Here is a 17,840-nt window from a genome sequence, read left to right as displayed (position 1 = left end):
CCCGTACGGGTGAGCCGGTCAACCGGGCGCCGGCGCCTCAGCCCGCGCGCAGCGACATCGTCATCGCCTCGACCGCGAGGAGGGGCGCCACATTGCGGTCCAGGGCGTCCCGGCAGGCGATGATCGCCTCGATCCGGCGCAGGGTCCGCTCGGGACCCGAGGCCCGGGCGATCCGGTCGAGGTCCGGCCGTATCTCCTGGTTGGCGATGGCCACGGACGTGCCGAGCTGCAGGGCCAGCACATCGCGGTAGAAGCCGGTGAGGTCGGTCAGCGCCAGGTCGAGGGTGTCGCGCTGGGTGCGGGTGCGGCGGCGCTTCTGCCGATCCTCCAGCTCCTTCATCACGCCCGCCGTGCCGCGCGGCATCCGGCCACCGGTGCCCGAGGCGGCGCCGAGCGCGGCCCGCAGCTCCTCGGTCTCCTTGGTGTCGACCTCCTCCGCAACCTGCTTGGCGTCCTCGGCGGCGGCGTCGACCAGCTCCTGCGCGGCCTTGAGGCAGCCGCCCACGTCGTCGACGCGGAGCGGGAGCTTCAGCACGGCGGCCCGGCGGGAGCGGGCGGCCTCGTCGGTGGCGAGCCGGCGGGCCCGGCCGATGTGCCCCTGGGTCGCGCGGGCGGCGACCGCGGCGACGGCGGGATCGATGCCGTCGCGCCGGACCAGCACCTCGGCGACGGCATCGACGGGCGGGGTGCGCAGGGTCAGGTGCCGGCAGCGGGAGCGGATCGTGGGCAGCACGTCCTCCAGGGAGGGCGCGCACAGCAGCCACACCGTCCGCGGAGCGGGTTCCTCCACGGCCTTGAGGAGCACGTTGCCCGCGCCCTCGGTGAGCCGGTCCGCGTCCTCCAGGACGATGACCTGCCAGCGGCCCACGGCCGGCGAGAGCTGCGCCCGGCGGACCAGGTCGCGGGTCTCCTTCACGCCGATGGACAGCAGATCCGTACGGACGATCTCCACATCGGAGTGCGTGCCGATCAGGGTGGTGTGGCAGCCCTCGCAGAAGCCGCAGCCGGGCTCGCCGCCGAGGGCGCGGTCCGGGCTGGTGCACTGCAGGGCGGCCGCGAAGGCACGGGCGGCGGTGGACCGCCCCGAGCCCGGCGGCCCGGTGAACAGCCAGGCGTGGGTCATCTTGGACGCGGCGGGCGGCGCGGTCCCGTCCGTGATGGCCGTGACCAGGGCGTCGGCATCACGGGCGGCGGCGGCCAGCTGCGTCTGGACCCGCTCCTGTCCCACCAGGTCGTCCCATACGGGCATCCCGCCCACCACCTTTCACTCTCCGTGCACCCATTGTGGCGGGCGCCACTGACAATCCCGTCCGGTCCTCCCGCGGTCAGCGGCGGCGGCGCGGGCCCCGGCCCTCGTCCTCGTCGTCCTCGTGGCGGCCCAGCAGTTCGTCCGCCAGCGTCGGCAGGTCGTCCAGCGGGGTCTCCTCGGCCCAGTCCGAGCGCGGGCGGCGCGGGCGGCCGTCGTCGCCGAGGACGGGGAGTTCCCGCGTCCGATCGGCGCCGGAGTCCCGGAAGATGTTCGGCGGCACCCGGTCGGCCGGGTTCTCCTCGGGGCGCCGGCTCGTGGGCCGCGAGGCGGACCGGGCCGGTCCGGTCGCACCGGACGGCCGTACGGGCGGCAGCACGGCCGTCTCGTCGGTCGCGCGGACCGGCGGCAGTACGGAGGTCTCGGCGGCGGCCGAATCCGCCACCGGGTCGGCCTTCGGCACCGGAACGGTCTGCGTGACGTCGTCGGGCTGTACGACCCGCTTGACCATCGGCGTCTCGACCGTCACGGCGTCGTCCGCCTGAGGGGCCTTAGTCATGCCGACCTTGGGCGCAGGTGCGGGAGCGGGAGCAGGCTCGGGGGCAGGCGCCGGAGCAGGCTCGGGAGCAGGCTCGGGAGCAGGCGCGGGAGCAGGCTCGGGGGCAGGCTCGGGGGCAGGCGCCGCCACGGGCGGGGCCGCAGGCGCGACAGCCGGAGCCGCCGCGGCCCATGCGGCAGCCGCGGCCGCCGTCTGCTCGGCCGCCGCGACGGCCGCCATCCGGCGCGCCTCCTCGGCCTTCAGCAGGGCCTCTTCCGCCCGCCGCTGCTTCTCCAGCCGCCGCTCTTCGGCCTCGGCCCGCAGCCGGGCCTCCTCCTCGGCCTGCTTGCGCAGCCGCTCCTCTTCCGCGGCCCGCGCCTTCTGCTCGGCCTCCACGCGCAGCCGCTCGGCCTCGGCCCGCGCCCGGGCCTCCTCCTCGGCGCGCTGCCGCTCCTCCGCCGCCTTGCGGGCGGCCTCCGCCTCGGCCTTGATGCGGGCCTCTTCGGCCGCGCGGGCCTGGCGGGCCTCTTCCTCGGCGCGCAGCCGCTCCTCTTCCGCCTTGCGCGCGGCCTCTTCCTCGGCCCTGCGCCGGGCCTCCTCCTCGGCGAGGCGCCGGGCCTCCGCCTGGGCGGCCACCTCGGCCTCGGAGAGCGGGAGCATGCGGTCGAGGCGGTGCCGTACGACGGTGGTCACCGAATCCGGGTCCTGGCCCGCGTCGACCACCAGGTAGCGCCCCGGGTCGGAGGCGGCCAGCGTCAGGAACCCGGACCGCACCCGCCGGTGGAACTCCGCCGGCTCCGACTCCAGCCGGTCCGGAGCCTCCGTGAACCGCTCGCGCGCCGCCTCCGGCGATACGTCGAGCAGCACGGTCAGGTTCGGGACGAGCCCGTCGGTGGCCCAGCGCGAGATCCGGGCGATCTCGGTCGGGGAGAGGTCGCGGCCGGCGCCCTGGTAGGCCACCGAGGAGTCGATGTAGCGGTCGGAGATGACCACCGCGCCGCGCTCCAGGGCCGGGCGCACCACCGTGTCCACGTGTTCCGCCCGGTCGGCGGCGTACAGCAGCGCCTCGGCGCGGTTCGACAGCCCGGCCGAGGAGACGTCGAGCAGGATCGAGCGGAGCCGCTTGCCGACGGGGGTGGCCCCCGGCTCGCGGGTCACGACGACCTCGTGGCCCTTGCCCCGTATCCAGTCGGCCAGGGCCTCCACCTGGGTGGACTTGCCGGCCCCGTCGCCGCCCTCCAGGGCGATGAAGAAGCCGGTGGTGGACGCCGCCTGGACCGGCTCACCGCCGCGCAGCGCCTCGCGCAGGTCGCGCCGCAGGGGTACGCCGCCGCGGTCGTCGGCCTTGGTGAGGACCACGACGGCGACGGGCAGCAGCAGGGCGCCGACCAGCATCAGGGTGAAGGCCGCGCCGCCGTGCGCCAGGACGACCTCGCCGCCGCCCAGCCGGTGCGGGCCGATGACCGCGGCGAGCACCGGGGCGGCGAGCGCCCCGAGGGCCACGGCCACCCGGACCACCGCCTGGAGGTGCGCGGTGACCCGGGCCCGGCGGAACTCCTCGGTCTCCTGGTCCAGCAGCGTGTGGCCGGTGTTGGCCGCGACGCCCGCGGCGGTGCCCGCGAGCAGCGACAGGAAGAGCACGGTGGCCGTGTCCGGGACCAGCCCGGTCAGCAGCAGCGCCAGCCCGGCCACCGCTATGGCGAGGGCCAGCAGACGGCGCCGGGACAGGGCGGGCAGCACCTTGCCGGCCTGGGTGGCGCGGATGCCGGCGGCGGTGCCGCCGACCAGCGCGAGGACGGCCAGGGCGAAGGAGGCAGGGCCGCCGCCCAGGTCGAAGGCGTGCAGCACGGACACGGCGACGGCGCAGGACACCGCTCCGGCGACCGCGGCGCAGGCCAGGACCAGCAGGGGGATGGCGCCCGTACGGCCCTTGTCGGGCCGGTCGCCCGCCTTGGGGGCGCGCAGGCCCTCCAGCGGGGAACGGGGGCGCGGGGTCTTCGTGCCGGGCAGGACGAGCGGGAGCAGCAGCGAGACGGACGCCGCGAAGAGGCCGGAGGCCACGTACGAGCCGAGGGCGGCCTGGTTCTCGGCGAACCAGTCCACGCCGAGGCCGAGGGCCCGGCCGACCAGCGTGGCCGCGAGCAGCGCGGCCGCGGCGACCGGGAGGGCCGCGAAGGCCGTACGCAGGGACAGCCGGCGCAGCGCGTCGAGGTGGTCCGGCAGCGGCCGTACGGTCGCCCCCTCCGGCGGCGGCGCGGGCAGCAGGGCGGGAGCCGCGCTGTCCTTGGCCAGGGCCCACAGCCGCTCGGCGGCGCCGGCGACGAACACGGTGGCCAGCAGCGCGGTCAGCGCGTGCTCCGGGATCCAGTCGAGCCACAGCGGTGCGACGACGAACAGCCCGAGGCGGATCCCGTCGGCGCCGATCATCGTCCAGCGGCGGTCCAGCTTGCCTCCGGGGGCGATGAGCCCGGCCAGCGGGCCCAGCAGGACCGCGCCGAAGAGGAGGGTGGCGAGGATCCGGACCCCGAAGACGGCGGCGACGGCGAGGGCCGCGCCGCGGTAGCCGCCGCCGAAGGCGCTCTCCGCGACCGCGGCCTGCAGGGCCAGCAGCACCAGCACCAGCAGGGCGAGGGCATCGCCGATGCCGCTCACCAGCTGGGCGCTCCACAGCCGGCGCAGCCTGGGGGTGCGCAGCAGTGCGCGCACCGCACGCTCGCGGGAATCCGCGGCTAGGGCTTCGTCGTAGGTGGGGTTCGCCGGGGCGGTCACGACCGTTGGCTGCTCGGCTCGCGTCATCCGCCCAGCCTATCCGCTGCGCTTGGCCGCTGCGGAGGCCTGTGGACAAGGTCCGCTGTGACCCCGCCCCCACTTCCCGGGGCTCCGCCCCCGGCCCCCCTGCGGGTGCGGCGCCGTTGCGGGGGCTCCGCCCCCGAGCCCCCGCGCCTCAAACGCCGGCGAGGCTGACTTCAGCCTGCCCGTACGGGGTCTGGGGCGGAGCCGGGCTCCGCCGGAACGCCGCGGGCCCCCGTGCACACGCACAGGGGCCCGGGGCAAGGCGTCGGCCGCGGAGGCTACTCGTCCGTCGGCGCGGCGGCAGCCTTCTTGGCCGGGGCCTTCTTCGCGGCAGCCGTCGTCTTCTTCGCCGTCGTCTTCTTGGCAGCCGCCGTCGTCTTCTTCGCGGCAGCGGTCGCCTTCTTCGCCGGCGCCTTCTTGGCGGGAGCCTTCTTCGCCGTCTTCTTCGCCGGGCCCTTCGCCCGCTTCTCCGCGAGCAGCTCGTAGCCCCGCTCCGGCGTGATCGTCTCGACGTCGTCGTCCCGCCGCAGCGTCGCGTTCGTCTCGCCGTCCGTCACGTACGGCCCGAAGCGGCCGTCCTTCACGACCACCGGCTTCTCGCTCACCGGGTCGTTCCCCAGCTCCTTCAGCGGCGGCTTGGCCGCCGCCCGGCCCCGCTGCTTCGGCTGCGCGTAGATCGCGAGCGCCTCGTCCAGCGTGATCGAGAAGAGCTGGTCCTCGGTCTCCAGCGACCGCGAGTCCGTGCCCTTCTTCAGGTACGGGCCGTAGCGGCCGTTCTGGGCCGTGATCTCCACGCCCTCCGCGTCCGCGCCGACCACGCGCGGCAGCGACATCAGCTTCAGGGCCTCGTCGAGGGTGACCGTGTCCAGGCTCATCGACTTGAACAGCGAGGCCGTCCGCGGCTTGACCGCGTTCTTGCCCGTCTTCGGCGTGCCCTCGGGCAGGATCTCCGTCACGTACGGCCCGTAGCGGCCGTCCTTCGCGACGATCTCGTTCCCGCTGACCGGGTCCTTGCCGAGCTCGAACTCCCCGCTCGGCTTGGCGAACAGCTCCTCCGCGTACTCGACCGTCAGCTCGTCCGGAGCCATGTCGTCCGGTACGTCGGCCCGCTGGTGGCCCTCCGCGTCCTTCTCGCCCCGCTCCACGTACGGCCCGTAGCGGCCGACCCGCAGCACGATGCCCTCGCCGACCGGGAAGGAGGAGATCTCCCGGGCGTCGATCGCGCCCAGGTCCGTGACCAGCTCCTTCAGGCCGCCGAGCGCGTCACCGTCGGCTGGCACGACCTCGGTCGCGTCCTCCGAGCCGAAGTAGAACCGCTTCAGCCACGGCACGGACTGGGCTTCGCCCCGCGCGATGCGGTCGAGGTCGTCCTCCATCTTCGCGGTGAAGTCGTAGTCCACGAGGCGCCCGAAGTGCGTCTCCAGCAGGTTGACCACGGCGAAGGACAGGAAGGACGGCACGAGCGCCGTGCCCTTCTTGAACACGTAGCCGCGGTCGAGGATCGTGCCGATGATCGACGCGTACGTCGACGGGCGACCGATCTCCCGCTCCTCCAGCTCCTTGACCAGCGAGGCCTCGGTGTAGCGGGCCGGCGGCTTGGTCGAGTGGCCGTCCGCCGTGATCTCCTCGGCGGCGAGCGCGTCGCCCTCCGCGACCTGCGGAAGCCGCTTCTCGCGGTCGTCGAGCTCGGCGTTCGGGTCGTCCGCGCCCTCGACGTACGCCTTCATGAAGCCGTGGAAGGTGATCGTCTTGCCGGACGCGGTGAACTCGGCGTCCCGGCCGTCCGAGGCCGTGCCGCCGATCTTCACGGTCACCGAGTTGCCGACCGCGTCCTTCATCTGGGAGGCGACGGTCCGCTTCCAGATGAGCTCGTACAGGCGGAACTGGTCGCCGGTCAGACCCGTCTCGGCCGGGGTGCGGAAACGATCACCCGAAGGACGAATCGCCTCGTGCGCCTCCTGCGCGTTCTTGACCTTGCCGGCGTAGACGCGCGGCTTCTCCGGCAGGTAGTCGGCCCCGTAGAGCTGCGTGACCTGCGCCCGCGCCGCCGACACCGCGGTGTCGGAGAGCGTCGTGGAGTCCGTACGCATATAGGTGATGAAGCCGTTCTCGTACAGCTTCTGGGCCACCTGCATGGTCGCCTTCGCACCGAAGCCCAGCTTGCGCGAGGCCTCCTGCTGGAGCGTCGTCGTACGGAACGGGGCGTACGGGGAGCGGCGGTACGGCTTGGACTCGACCGAGCGGACGGCGAACGAGGTGTCCGCCAGCGCGGCGGCGAGCGCCCGGGCATTCGCCTCGTCGAGGTGCAGCACCTCGCTCTTGAGCTGCCCGTTCGAGCCGAAGTCGCGGCCCTGAGCGACGCGCTTGCCGTCCACCGTGTTCAGGCGGGCAACCAGGGTCGAGGGGTCGGAGGCGTCGCCGGCACGGCCGGTGCCGAAGGTGCCGGTCAGGTCCCAGTACTCGGCGCTGCGGAAGGCGATGCGCTCGCGCTCCCGCTCGACGACCATGCGGGTGGCCACCGACTGGACGCGCCCGGCCGACAGCCGCGGCATGACCTTCTTCCACAGGACCGGCGAGACCTCGTAGCCGTAGAGGCGGTCGAGGATGCGGCGGGTCTCCTGGGCGTCGACCATGCGCTGGTTCAGCTCGCGCGGGTTGGCGACGGCGTCGCGGATCGCGTCCTTGGTGATCTCGTGGAAGACCATCCGGTGGACGGGGACCTTGGGCTTGAGGACTTCCTGCAGGTGCCACGCGATGGCTTCGCCCTCGCGGTCCTCATCGGTGGCGAGGAAGAGTTCGTCGGACTCGGCCAGCAGGTCCTTGAGCTTCCTGACCTGGGCCTTCTTGTCCGCGTTGACGACGTAGATCGGCGCGAAGTCGTGCTCGACGTCCACTCCGAGGCGGCGGACCTCGCCCGTGTACTTGTCGGGAACCTCGGCCGCGCCGTTGGGGAGGTCGCGGATGTGCCCGACGCTCGCCTCGACGACGTATCCCGGGCCGAGGTAGCCCTTGATCGTCTTCGCCTTGGCTGGGGACTCGACGATGACGAGTCGGCGGCCGCCCTTTGCGGTCTCGCTAGTCGGGGACAACTTGGCTCTTCTCTCCGGTCGGCACTCGGTCGCGGTACGGCGACGCTGCGGAGTGTGACGGTACAACCCGCCCCCGTGTCAAACGGCACAAGCCCGCAACGGCCACTCGAACGGTAACCCGACAAGTGCCATTTCTGCCGCCCGGATGCCGCGCCGGACCCTTCCCGATCACCGGGCCGAGTGGCCTGGGGGCCGTCTGGCCCCGCCCCCGCACCCGTCCCCACGTCGGCTTTCAGGCCCGCTCCACAGCCGCTCCACAGCCGCTTTCACGTCGGCTTTCGTGGCCGGAACCATGCCGTTCGGGGCCCCCGCGTCAGAGCCGCGCGAGACACCACACCCCGAGGGCCAGCGACACCGCGCCGGCGAGCAGGGCCAGCGGTACGGCCACGACGGGGCGCACGCCCTCAGCCACCGGAGCGCGGTGCAGGGCGCGCGCCCCCGTCCAGGCCAGCAGAGCGGCCCCGAACAGCAGAAACACGGTCGCCGCGAAGATTCCCGGGCCGTCTTCCATGCCGCTCCCCTTACCCCTGGGCCGCTCTCGGGATCCCCCCGGATCCCGCTGCGCACGACCCTGACAGCCCTGGGGGTACGGGCGGCGAACCCCGGGTTACATTCGGGTTCCGGCTACTGCCCGGGGCCCGCCACCGGCTCCAGGAAGCCCTGCTCGACCAGCATCCGGATGGCCTCCGGGGTCCGGTCCCGCAGAAGCACCGGATCCTCCTGCACCAGCTGCGCGATCGCGTCCAGGATCCGGCCGGCCGTCAGTGAGCCGTCACACACTCCGGCGAAGCCCGCCCCGACCGTGTCGACCTTGGTGGCGCGGCGCATCCCGCGGTTCTGCCGGAGCACCACGTGCTCCGGGTCCTCGGCGCCGGGCGCGCCGACCTGCTCCTGGACCACTTCCGCGGTGAGCACGAAGTAGCCCTCCAGAAGAGCCGCGTCATCGTGTTCCCGCAGGTAGTCCTGGCGGGCGAAGTGGGCCAGGACGGTCTCGCCGAGCGGCTGCTCCACCGAGTGCGGCCACTCCTCGATCACGATCGAGGGCTCGGCCGCGTCCGACCGGCGCAGCGTGATCCAGCCGAAGCCGACGGACTTGGTCTTGCGGGCCTCGAACTCGTCCAGCCAGTCCTCGTAGCGCCGCGCGTACTCGGCCGGGTCGCTGCGGTGGTCGCCCGCGTCGCGCAGCCACAGCTCCGCGTACTGCGTCACGTCCTGCACGTCACGCTGCACGATCCACGCGTCGCAGCCGCGCGGCACCCAGGAGCGGACCCGGTCGTGCCAGTCCTCGCCCTCCACGTGCTGCCAGTTGCCGAGGAACTGCGCGTACCCGCCCGGGTTGAGCCGCGCGCCGGCCTCCTGGACCAGGGTCCTGCACAGGTCGTCGCCGCCCATCCCGCCGTCCCGGTACGTCAGCCGGGCGCCGGGGGAGATCACGAAGGGCGGGTTCGACACGATCAGGTCGTACGTCGCCTCGCCGACCGGCTCGAAGAGCGACCCGGCGAGCAGCTCGGCCTCCGGGGCGCCGGACAGCGCCAGCGTCAGACGGGTGAACTCCAGGGCCCGGGGGTTGACGTCGGTGGCCGTGACCCGGGTGGCGTGCTGCGCGGCGTGCAGCGCCTGGATGCCCGATCCGGTGCCGACGTCGAGGGCCGATCCGACCGGGATGCGCACGGTGATCCCGGCCAGGGTGGTGGAGGCGCCGCCGACGCCGAGGACCACGCCCTCCTCGCGGCTGCCGATCCCGCCGGCCCCGCCGACGGAGCAGCCGAGGTCGGAGACGATGAACCAGTCCTCGCCGTCGGGGCCGCCGTACGGGCGCACGTCGACGGTGGCGTGCACCTCGTCGCCCTCGCGCCGCAGCCAGCCGTCGGCCAGTGCCACGTCGACGGGCAGCGCGGCCGCGGCGTGCACGTGCGGTACGGGCTGCTGGAGCAGGAACAGCCGGACCAGGCAGGCGAGCGGGCCGTCGCCGCGCGTGGCGCGCAGGGCGGGGACGGTCTCGCTGCGGGCCAGTGCGGCGTAGGCGGGGGCGCCGAGCAGTTCGAGCAGCCCGTCGGCGGTGAAGCCGGTGGCGAGGAACGCGGCGCGGAGCTCGGCGGCGTGGTCGGACGAGGGAAGGCTGGTGGTACTCACCCGACCATTGTGGCCGCTGGGGCCCGTCTTGCCGATCAGCCGGGCCCGGCTCGCGCGGGGCGGCTCGCGGCCGCCCGGGGCGGAACGTGCGACAGGGCGGCCGCGGCCCCTTTCCGGGACCCCGGCCGCCCTGGTGGCGTCAGTGCGCCGCCGCTGCCCGTACGACTACTTGGGCGACGGCGAGGGCGCCGTGACCTGGCAGCCCTTCTGGCTGTTCATCGCCTTGTCCAGACCGCCCGCGTTGAGCTCGGCGAGTGCGTCCTTGCCGCCCTTCGTCGCCGCGTCCAGACCGCCCGCCACCTCCTTGAGGCCCTCGGCGAACTTCGTCTGGTCCTTGGGGTCCAGACCGTCCATCTTGGTCTTCAGGTCGGCGTAGCCCTTGGAGGTCTCCTCGAAGCCCTTGACGGCCTTGTCCAGGGTGGTCTGGCCGTTCTTGACCGGCGGAACTCCCCCGCCCTGTAGGGCGGTCCCCATCGCCTTGTACGACTCGGACATCGTCCCGAACGCCGCCGAGTCGGTCTTCTGGACCTCTTCGGGCTTGCTGCTCTCCGTCGCCACGCGCTTGATGTCCGCGTTGGCCGCCTCGATCTTCTTGAGTTCGGGCTGCCACTGGTCGCAGACCTTCTTGGCCCAGTCGTTGGCCTTCTTGTCGCTGTCGTCCCCGCCGCAACCGGACAGGACGAGCATCAGTACCGCACCGCCCGACAATGCGGCCGCAAGCTTCTTGTTCACCGGATTGGTCCCTTCGAAGGCTCTCGGCCCGGAAGATACACGGCTGCCATCGGGGGACGCACAAAGGCGGACAGACGGCGCGTCAGTCCGCGCCGCCTGTCCGCCGTTCGGGCGTACGGCCGGCCCTGCCCGGCACTGCCCGGTACCGCTGTCGTGCCTCGGGTCAGGAGACCGTCGCGGGGTCGGCCTGCTGGGCCACCCGCTCGGCGGCTCCGCCTTCGTTCTCCTCGCCCACCGCGATGCCGCGGCGCTTGGAGACGTACACCGCGCCGACGATGACGCCGATCGCGAGAACCGCGACGACCGCCCGCACGGCCGGGTTGGTGTCCGCGCCGTAGCTGAACTGCACGACGGCCGGGGCGATCAGCAGCGCCACCAGGTTCATGACCTTGAGCAGCGGGTTGATGGCCGGACCTGCGGTGTCCTTGAACGGGTCGCCGACCGTGTCGCCGATGACGACCGCCTCGTGGGCCGCACTGCCCTTGCCGCCGTGGTGGCCGTCCTCGACGAGCTTCTTCGCGTTGTCCCACGCGCCGCCGGAGTTGGCGAGGAAGACCGCCATCAGCGTGCCCGTGCCGATGGCCCCGGCGAGGAAGGAGCCGAGGGCGCCGACGCCGAGGGAGAAGCCCACGGCGATCGGGGTGAGGACGGCGAGCAGGCCGGGCGTGGCGAGCTCGCGCAGCGCGTCCTTGGTGCAGATGTCCACGACGCGCCCGTACTCGGGCTTCTCGGTGTAGTCCATGATCCCGGGGTGCTCGCGGAACTGGCGGCGCACCTCGTAGACCACGGCGCCCGCGGAGCGGGAGACCGCGTTGATGGCCAGGCCGGAGAACAGGAACACGACGGCCGCGCCCAGGATCAGCCCGACCAGGTTGTTGGGCTGTGCGATGTCCAGGCTGAGGTTCATCTCCCCGGCCTTGGCTCCGACTTCCTTGACCGCGGTGGCGATCGCGTCGTTGTACGAGCCGAAGAGCGCGGCCGCGGCGAGCACGGCCGTGGCGATGGCGATGCCCTTGGTGATGGCCTTGGTGGTGTTGCCGACGGCGTCCAGGTCGGTCAGGACCTGCGCGCCGGCGCCCTCGACGTCGCCGGACATCTCGGCGATGCCCTGGGCGTTGTCGGAGACCGGCCCGAAGGTGTCCATGGCGACGATGACGCCGACCGTGGTGAGCAGGCCGGTGCCGGCCAGGGCCACCGCGAAGAGCGCGAGCATGATCGACGTGCCGCCGAGCAGGAACGCCCCGTAGACGCCGAGGCCGATGAGCAGCGCCGTGTAGACGGCGGACTCCAGGCCGACGGAGATGCCGGCGAGGACGACGGTGGCCGCGCCGGTCAGGGAGGACTTGCCGATGTCCCGGACGGGACGGCGGTTGGTCTCGGTGAAGTAGCCGGTCAGCTGCTGGATCAGCGCCGCGAGCACGATGCCGATCGCGACGGCGACGACGGCCAGGATGCGCGGGTCGCCGGGGTGGTTGGTGATCGCGGCGTTCTCGACGCCGACGAGCTCCTTGTAGGTGGCCGGCAGGTAGGCGTAGACGGCGATCGTGACCAGCACCAGGGAGATCACGGCGGAGATGAAGAAGCCGCGGTTGATGGCGGTCATGCCGCTGCGGTCGCTGCGGCGCGGGGAGACGGCGAAGATGCCGATCATCGCGGTGATGACACCGATGGCGGGCACGATCAGCGGGAAGGCGAGGCCCAGGTCGCCGAAGGCGGCCTTGCCGAGGATGAGCGCGGCCACCAGGGTGACGGCGTACGACTCGAAGAGGTCGGCCGCCATTCCGGCGCAGTCTCCGACGTTGTCGCCCACGTTGTCGGCGATGGTCGCGGCATTGCGCGGGTCGTCCTCCGGAATGCCCTGCTCGACCTTGCCGACCAGGTCGGCGCCGACGTCGGCGGCCTTGGTGAAGATGCCGCCGCCCACGCGCATGAACATCGCGATCAGGGCGGCGCCGAGACCGAAGCCCTCCAGGACCTTGGGGGCGTCGGCGGCGTAGACCAGGACGACGCAGGAGGCGCCGAGCAGGCCGAGGCCGACGGTGAACATGCCGACCACGCCGCCCGTACGGAAGGCGATCTTCATCGCCTTGTGGGCGACCTCGGTCAGGTCCTTGGCGGGCTCGCCCTTGGCGGGGGTGGCCTCGCGTGCGGCGGCGGCGACGCGGACGTTGGCGCGGACCGCGAGGCGCATGCCGATGTAGCCGGTGGCCGCCGAGAAGAGGGCGCCCACGAGGAAGAAGGCGGAACGTCCCGCCCGCTGTGACCAGGTGTCGGCGGGAAGCAGGAAGAGCAGGAAGAAGACCACGACGGCGAAGACGCCGAGGGTGCGCAGCTGCCGGCCGAGGTAGGCGTTGGCGCCTTCCTGGACGGCCGCGGCGATCTCCTTCATGCTGTCGGTTCCCTCGTCGGCGGCGAGGACCTGGCGGACCAGGATCTGCGCGACGACCAGGGCGGCCAGTGCGACGGCCGCGATGACGATCACGATAAGGCGATTGTCATCGGTGAGTACTGCGGCTGCCAGATCAGTGGTGGCATCCGGCGCGATAGGGGTGAAGAGCCCCGTCATTCGTCCTCCTTGACGTGATGAGCTCAAGATGTGGACGGATTGTAGGGAGCGCGACCCGATCAAAACAGTGCGCAGGAAACGGAATTGGCGTGCTCTTGCTCCTCAGCAATAGATCGCGCCACTCCATTACCCCCGAAAGTGCTAATGGGTCAAAGGCATTGACGCCCCATCAATGATCTAGGAAATGCGTTCAGAAATGAAAAAGGCCCTGCTCAGCAGGGCCTTGATAAAGATCGGAAGATACGACCGGAATGTGGGCGCAGTGGATCTACGGAAGGTCGGAGCTCCCCGACACGGGCCAGCTCATCCGGATGGTCCCGCCCGATTCCCCACTGGTCACCTCGACGTCGTCGACGAGCCCGCTGATCACGGCGAGGCCCATCTCGTCCTCGCCCTCGTTGTCCGGGTCCAGGACGGCGTCGATGCCGGACACGGCGTCGCCCGGACCGCCGCCCGGTCCGGGAACCTCGTCGCCGACCTCGATGGAGAACACCTTCTCCTCCTCGGTCAGCACGACCCGGACGGGCGCGGTCAGCCCGTTGCTGCGGTGGAGTCCGACGGCGCGCGAGCAGGCCTCGCCCACGGCGAGGCGGACCTCGTCGAGGACGGCTTCCTCCACGCCCGCCCGGCGCGCCACGGCGGCCGCGACCAGGCGGGCCGTCCGGACGTGTTCGGGCTGGGCGCTGAAGCGCAGTTCAACGGTGGCCATGCGCGTCCCCCTCGGACTACGGGCGTGCCTTGACAGGGGCCCGGACCAACCGTGGCCCGGTGCCCCCGTTCTCCTCGTCGGCTCCCTGCTGCAGGGAGCCGTCAGTCGGTGGCGTTGACGGCGTCTTCCACGGTGGTGTGGATCGGGAACACCTTGGTCAGACCGGTGATGCGGAAGATCTTCAGGATGCGCTCCTGGTTGCACACCAGTCGCAGCGAACCCTCGTGCGCGCGGACGCGCTTGAGGCCTCCCACGAGCACACCAAGTCCGGTGGAGTCGAGGAAGTCCACTCGCTCCATGTCGACAACCAGGTGGTAGCTGCCGTCGTTCACCAACTCGACCAACTGCTCGCGCAGCTTGGGCGCGGTATACACATCAATCTCGCCACCGACCTCCACGACCGTACGGTCGCCGACAGTGCGAGTCGACAGGGACAGGTCCACGGATCCTCCAGCACCTTGCTATCGAGCGGCGCCCCCCAGGGGCCTCCCCACCCGAAGGTAGGTGAGGGATTGGCTGCCGCGATGGCATTCAATCACTTACCGGCAGGCGCGCACGACGCCTTCGGACCATTGTCCCGCACGCCGGTGACACACTCGGTTCCAATGGCCCATACTCACCGTCCCGGTCGGCCCACGCCACCCGCGGACCCTCGACCCACCCCCGGCACGGTCCTCGACCGGCTGTCACGGGGGCCTTCTCGAGCTGCGCGCATCACCCATACGGAGCACTTGCCCCCTCGGGAGGGCCGTCATGCAGTCTGGCCCGACCGCATCCGAACGGATGTCGTAGCCGCGATTCAGGCCGCCGGGATCGGCCATCCGTGGGAACACCAGGCCGCGGCCGCCGAGCACGCCCTGGACGGCGAGTCCGTGGTCGTCGCCACCGGCACGGCCTCGGGCAAGTCCCTGGCCTACCTGGCGCCCGTGCTCTCGGCCCTCGCGGACGGCGTGGAGGCCCCGAACGGCAGGGGGGCGACCGCCCTCTACCTGGCCCCCACCAAGGCCCTGGCGGCCGACCAGCGGCGCGCCGTACGGGAGCTGGCGGCCCCGCTGGGCAATGCGGTCCGCCCCGCCGTCTACGACGGCGACACGCCCGTCGAGGAACGCGAATGGGTGCGCCAGTACGCCAACTACGTCCTCACCAACCCCGACATGCTGCACCGCGGCATCCTCCCGGCCCACCCGCGCTGGGCCTCCTTCCTGCGGGCCCTGCGCTACGTCGTGATCGACGAGTGCCACACCTACCGGGGAGTATTCGGCTCCCACGTGGCCCAGGTACTGCGCCGGCTGCGGCGGCTGTGCGCCCGCTACGGCTCGGATCCGGTCTTCCTGCTGGCCTCCGCCACGGCCAGCGACCCGGCGGCGGCCGCCTCCCGGCTGACCGGTGTCCGTGTCATCGAGATCACCGACGACGCCTCCCCGCGCGGCGAGGTGGTCTTCGCCCTCTGGGAGCCGCCGCTCCTCACGGACCTGCGGGGCGAAAAGGGCGCGCCGGTGCGTCGTACGGCCACGGCCGAGACCGCCGACCTGCTGACGGACCTGGTGATCCAGGGCGTCCGTACGGTCGCCTTCGTCCGCTCCCGGCGCGGCGCCGAGCTGATCTCGGTCATCGCGCAGGAACGACTCTCCGAGGTGGACCGGTCACTGGCCCGGCGGGTGGCGGCCTACCGGGGCGGCTACCTGCCCGAGGAGCGCCGGGCCCTGGAGCGGGCCCTGCACTCCGGCGAGCTGCTGGGCCTGGCCGCCACGACCGCCCTGGAGCTGGGCGTGGACGTCTCGGGCCTGGACGCCGTCCTGATCACCGGGTATCCGGGCACCCGGGCCTCCCTGTGGCAGCAGGCGGGCCGGGCCGGGCGCTCCGGCCAGGGCGCCCTGGCCGTGCTGATCGCCCGCGACGACCCGCTGGACACCTACCTCGTCCACCACCCCGAGGCACTGTTCCGCCGTCCGGTGGAGGCCACCGTCCTGGACCCCGACAACCCGTACGTCCTCGCCCCCCACCTGTGCGCGGCGGCGGCCGAGCTGCCCCTGACCGAGGCCGACCTGGAACTCTTCGGCCCGGCCACCCACGACCTCCTCCCCCAGCTCGAAGCGGCGAAGCTGCTGCGCCGCCGCGCGACGGCCTGGCACTGGACCCGCCGGGAGCGGGCCTCGGACCTGACCGACATCCGGGGCGGCGGCGGCCGCCCGGTGCAGATCGTCGAGGCCTCGACCGGCCGGTTGCTGGGCACGGTCGACGAGTCGGCCGCCCACACCGCCGTCCACGACGGGGCCGTCCACCTCCACCAGGGCCGCACGTACCTCGTGAAGCACCTGGACCTGGAGGATTCGGCGGCCCTCGTGGAGGAGGCGAACCCGCCCTTCTCCACCACCGCCCGCGACACCACCTCCATCTCCATCCTCGAAACCGAGACCGAGATCCCCTGGGGCGCGGCCCGGCTCTGCTACGGCTCGGTCGAGGTCACCAACCAGGTCGTCTCCTACCTGCGCCGCAAGCTGATCACCGGCGAGGTCCTGGGCGAGACCAAGCTGGACCTGCCGCCCCGCACCCTGCGCACGCGGGCCGTGTGGTGGACGGTCACCGAGGACCAGCTCGACGAGGCCCGGATCAATCCGGAGATCCTCGGCGGCGCGCTACACGCCGCCGAGCACGCCTCCATCGGCCTGCTCCCGCTCTTCGCCACCTGCGACCGCTGGGACATCGGCGGCGTCTCCGTGCCGCTGCATCCCGACACCCTCCTCCCCACGGTCTTCGTCTACGACGGCCACCCCGGCGGCGCCGGCTTCGCCGAGCGGGCCTTCCACACGGCCCGCGCCTGGCTGACGGCGACCCGTGACGCGATCGCGGCCTGCGAGTGCGAGGCCGGCTGCCCCTCCTGCATCCAGTCCCCCAAGTGCGGCAACGGCAACGACCCCCTCCACAAGCGCGGCGCCATCCGCCTCCTCACCCGCCTCCTCTCCGAATCCCCGCCCCCTGGGCACACCGATCCCCCACAGCCCTGACCCGAGCCCACAGGCCGGTCACGGCGGGGCTGGCGGACCCGACGGACCCGGCGGACCCGGCGGACCCGGCGGACCCGGCGGACCCGGCGCCTCAGGCGACACCGGCACTTCCGCGGGCGGTCCCGCGCGAGCCCGGATCCCGGGGGTGAAGGGGCCCGTCGCGGGGCGGGCCGTGACCTCGGCGACCTCGCCCTCGACCCGGCACGCGGCCAGCGCAGCGCCCTGCGCCCGGGCCACCCGCCGGGCGGTGGCGCAGGCGGCCTCCGGGCCGTGGGCCCAGCTCGCCGCCGCCGCGAGGGCCGCCAGGTCCGCGGCGGCCGCCGCCCGGTGCCGGGCCACGACGGCCTGCCCGAGCAGCAGCACACCGCCGAACACCGCCCCCAGCACGGTGGCCACCAGAGCCGCCCACACCGTGGCCGAGCCCCGGTCCCGGCTCACGGCGGCGGCCCCACGCTGTCCTCCGCCAAGGCCACCGCCTGCGCCCCCAGCCGTACCGGCAGCCCGCCCGGACCCGGCGCCGGAGCCGCCACCCGGACCCGCCAGAGGTCCCCGGTCCGCTCCACCTCCACCTCCGCCCCCGAAGGTGCGGCCGCCCGGGCCGCCGCCACCGCCATCTCGGCCGGCTCCGACCGGGACGCCGCCCGGGCACCGGCCCGGGCCGCGTCCACACACCGGATCTGCGCGGCCGCCGCCATCAGCGCCCACACCAGCAGCGCCGCGAACAGCACGAGCGCCGGAATCACCAGGGCTGCCTCCGCCGTCACATATCCCCGGTCTCCCCGGTCCCCGATTCCCCGGCTCCGCCCGGCCTTTTCCTCAGAACGGCACATCGAGCGCCTTCCCGATGGTCGACTGAAGGGCCGTGGCGACCACTTCACTCGTCACCACCTTGTACAGAACGGCCGCGAATGCACAGGCCGCGATCGTGCCCATGGCGTATTCCGAGGTGGACATCCCCCTATCGCCCCCGCGGGCACTCAGTACCGACCGCACCCGAAACCACATGATCCTCATAACAACCTCCAGTTG

The 17,840-nt window shown here is 72.9% G+C and carries 13 protein-coding genes; 1 reads left to right on the top strand and 12 read right to left on the bottom strand.

Features of this window, described 5'->3' with window-relative positions:
• Positions 1-37: 37 nt before the first annotated feature.
• The 9 genes from ACFWBN_RS04180 to bldG form a co-directional block, all read right to left on the bottom strand.
• A complete protein-coding gene (locus tag ACFWBN_RS04180) occupies positions 38-1,249 on the bottom strand; it encodes a DNA polymerase III subunit delta' (protein ID WP_385170217.1) in 1,212 nt (403 codons plus the stop codon).
• A 76-nt stretch (positions 1,250-1,325) separates the two neighbouring features.
• The gene (gene tmk, locus ACFWBN_RS04175) at positions 1,326-4,580 is read right to left on the bottom strand and encodes a dTMP kinase (RefSeq protein ID WP_385170214.1); all 3,255 of its coding nucleotides are present in this window, start codon (positions 4,578-4,580) and stop codon (positions 1,326-1,328) included.
• 275 nt (positions 4,581-4,855) lie between these two features.
• Positions 4,856-7,666 (bottom strand): type I DNA topoisomerase, encoded by a 2,811-nt coding sequence (gene topA, locus ACFWBN_RS04170; RefSeq protein WP_385170211.1) that lies wholly within the window; start codon positions 7,664-7,666, stop codon positions 4,856-4,858.
• 313 nt (positions 7,667-7,979) lie between these two features.
• Positions 7,980-8,177, bottom strand: coding sequence for a hypothetical protein (locus ACFWBN_RS04165; protein WP_385170208.1), 198 nt, complete (start codon positions 8,175-8,177; stop codon positions 7,980-7,982).
• Between the two features lie 113 nt (positions 8,178-8,290).
• Positions 8,291-9,799, bottom strand: coding sequence for a methyltransferase (locus ACFWBN_RS04160; RefSeq protein ID WP_385170205.1), 1,509 nt, complete (start codon positions 9,797-9,799; stop codon positions 8,291-8,293).
• A 165-nt stretch (positions 9,800-9,964) separates the two neighbouring features.
• Positions 9,965-10,531, bottom strand: a complete 567-nt coding sequence (locus tag ACFWBN_RS04155) for a small secreted protein (RefSeq protein ID WP_385170203.1) — start codon at positions 10,529-10,531, stop codon at positions 9,965-9,967.
• A gap of 163 nt (positions 10,532-10,694) precedes the next feature.
• On the bottom strand, positions 10,695-13,097 hold the full coding sequence (locus tag ACFWBN_RS04150; protein ID WP_385170200.1) for a sodium-translocating pyrophosphatase: 2,403 nt from the start codon (positions 13,095-13,097) through the stop codon (positions 10,695-10,697).
• Between the two features lie 268 nt (positions 13,098-13,365).
• Positions 13,366-13,806: an ATP-binding protein gene (locus ACFWBN_RS04145; RefSeq protein WP_385170197.1), complete on the bottom strand. Its 441-nt coding sequence runs from the start codon at positions 13,804-13,806 to the stop codon at positions 13,366-13,368.
• Positions 13,807-13,907: 101 nt separating this feature from the next.
• The gene (gene bldG / locus ACFWBN_RS04140; protein WP_008743037.1) at positions 13,908-14,249 is read right to left on the bottom strand and encodes an anti-sigma factor antagonist BldG; all 342 of its coding nucleotides are present in this window, start codon (positions 14,247-14,249) and stop codon (positions 13,908-13,910) included.
• 81 nt (positions 14,250-14,330) lie between these two features.
• On the opposite strand from bldG, the gene ACFWBN_RS04135 reads away from it, so the two are divergent.
• Positions 14,331-16,811, top strand: coding sequence for a DEAD/DEAH box helicase (locus ACFWBN_RS04135; RefSeq protein ID WP_385170194.1), 2,481 nt, complete (start codon positions 14,331-14,333; stop codon positions 16,809-16,811).
• 18 nt (positions 16,812-16,829) lie between these two features.
• On the opposite strand, the gene ACFWBN_RS04130 is transcribed toward ACFWBN_RS04135, so the two are convergent.
• From ACFWBN_RS04130 to ACFWBN_RS04120, 3 genes are read right to left on the bottom strand one after another with little or no spacing between them, the layout of a single operon-like run.
• A complete protein-coding gene (locus tag ACFWBN_RS04130; RefSeq protein WP_385170191.1) occupies positions 16,830-17,249 on the bottom strand; it encodes an Rv3654c family TadE-like protein in 420 nt (139 codons plus the stop codon).
• Complete coding sequence (locus ACFWBN_RS04125) at positions 17,246-17,641, bottom strand: TadE family type IV pilus minor pilin (protein WP_385170188.1); 396 nt, start codon at positions 17,639-17,641, stop codon at positions 17,246-17,248. The genes ACFWBN_RS04130 and ACFWBN_RS04125 overlap by 4 nt, the downstream gene beginning before the upstream one ends.
• On the bottom strand, positions 17,628-17,765 hold the full coding sequence (locus tag ACFWBN_RS04120) for a DUF4244 domain-containing protein (RefSeq protein ID WP_309136814.1): 138 nt from the start codon (positions 17,763-17,765) through the stop codon (positions 17,628-17,630). Before ACFWBN_RS04120 ends, ACFWBN_RS04125 begins: the two co-directional genes overlap by 14 nt.
• Positions 17,766-17,840: the final 75 nt, after the last annotated feature.

It is taken from the genome of Streptomyces sp. NPDC059989 (assembly GCF_042736975.1).
In the GTDB taxonomy this organism is placed as follows: Bacteria; Actinomycetota; Actinomycetes; order Streptomycetales; family Streptomycetaceae; genus Streptomyces.
Note: the sequence above shows the minus strand (reverse complement) of the source record. Positions and strands in the feature narration are given on the sequence as shown.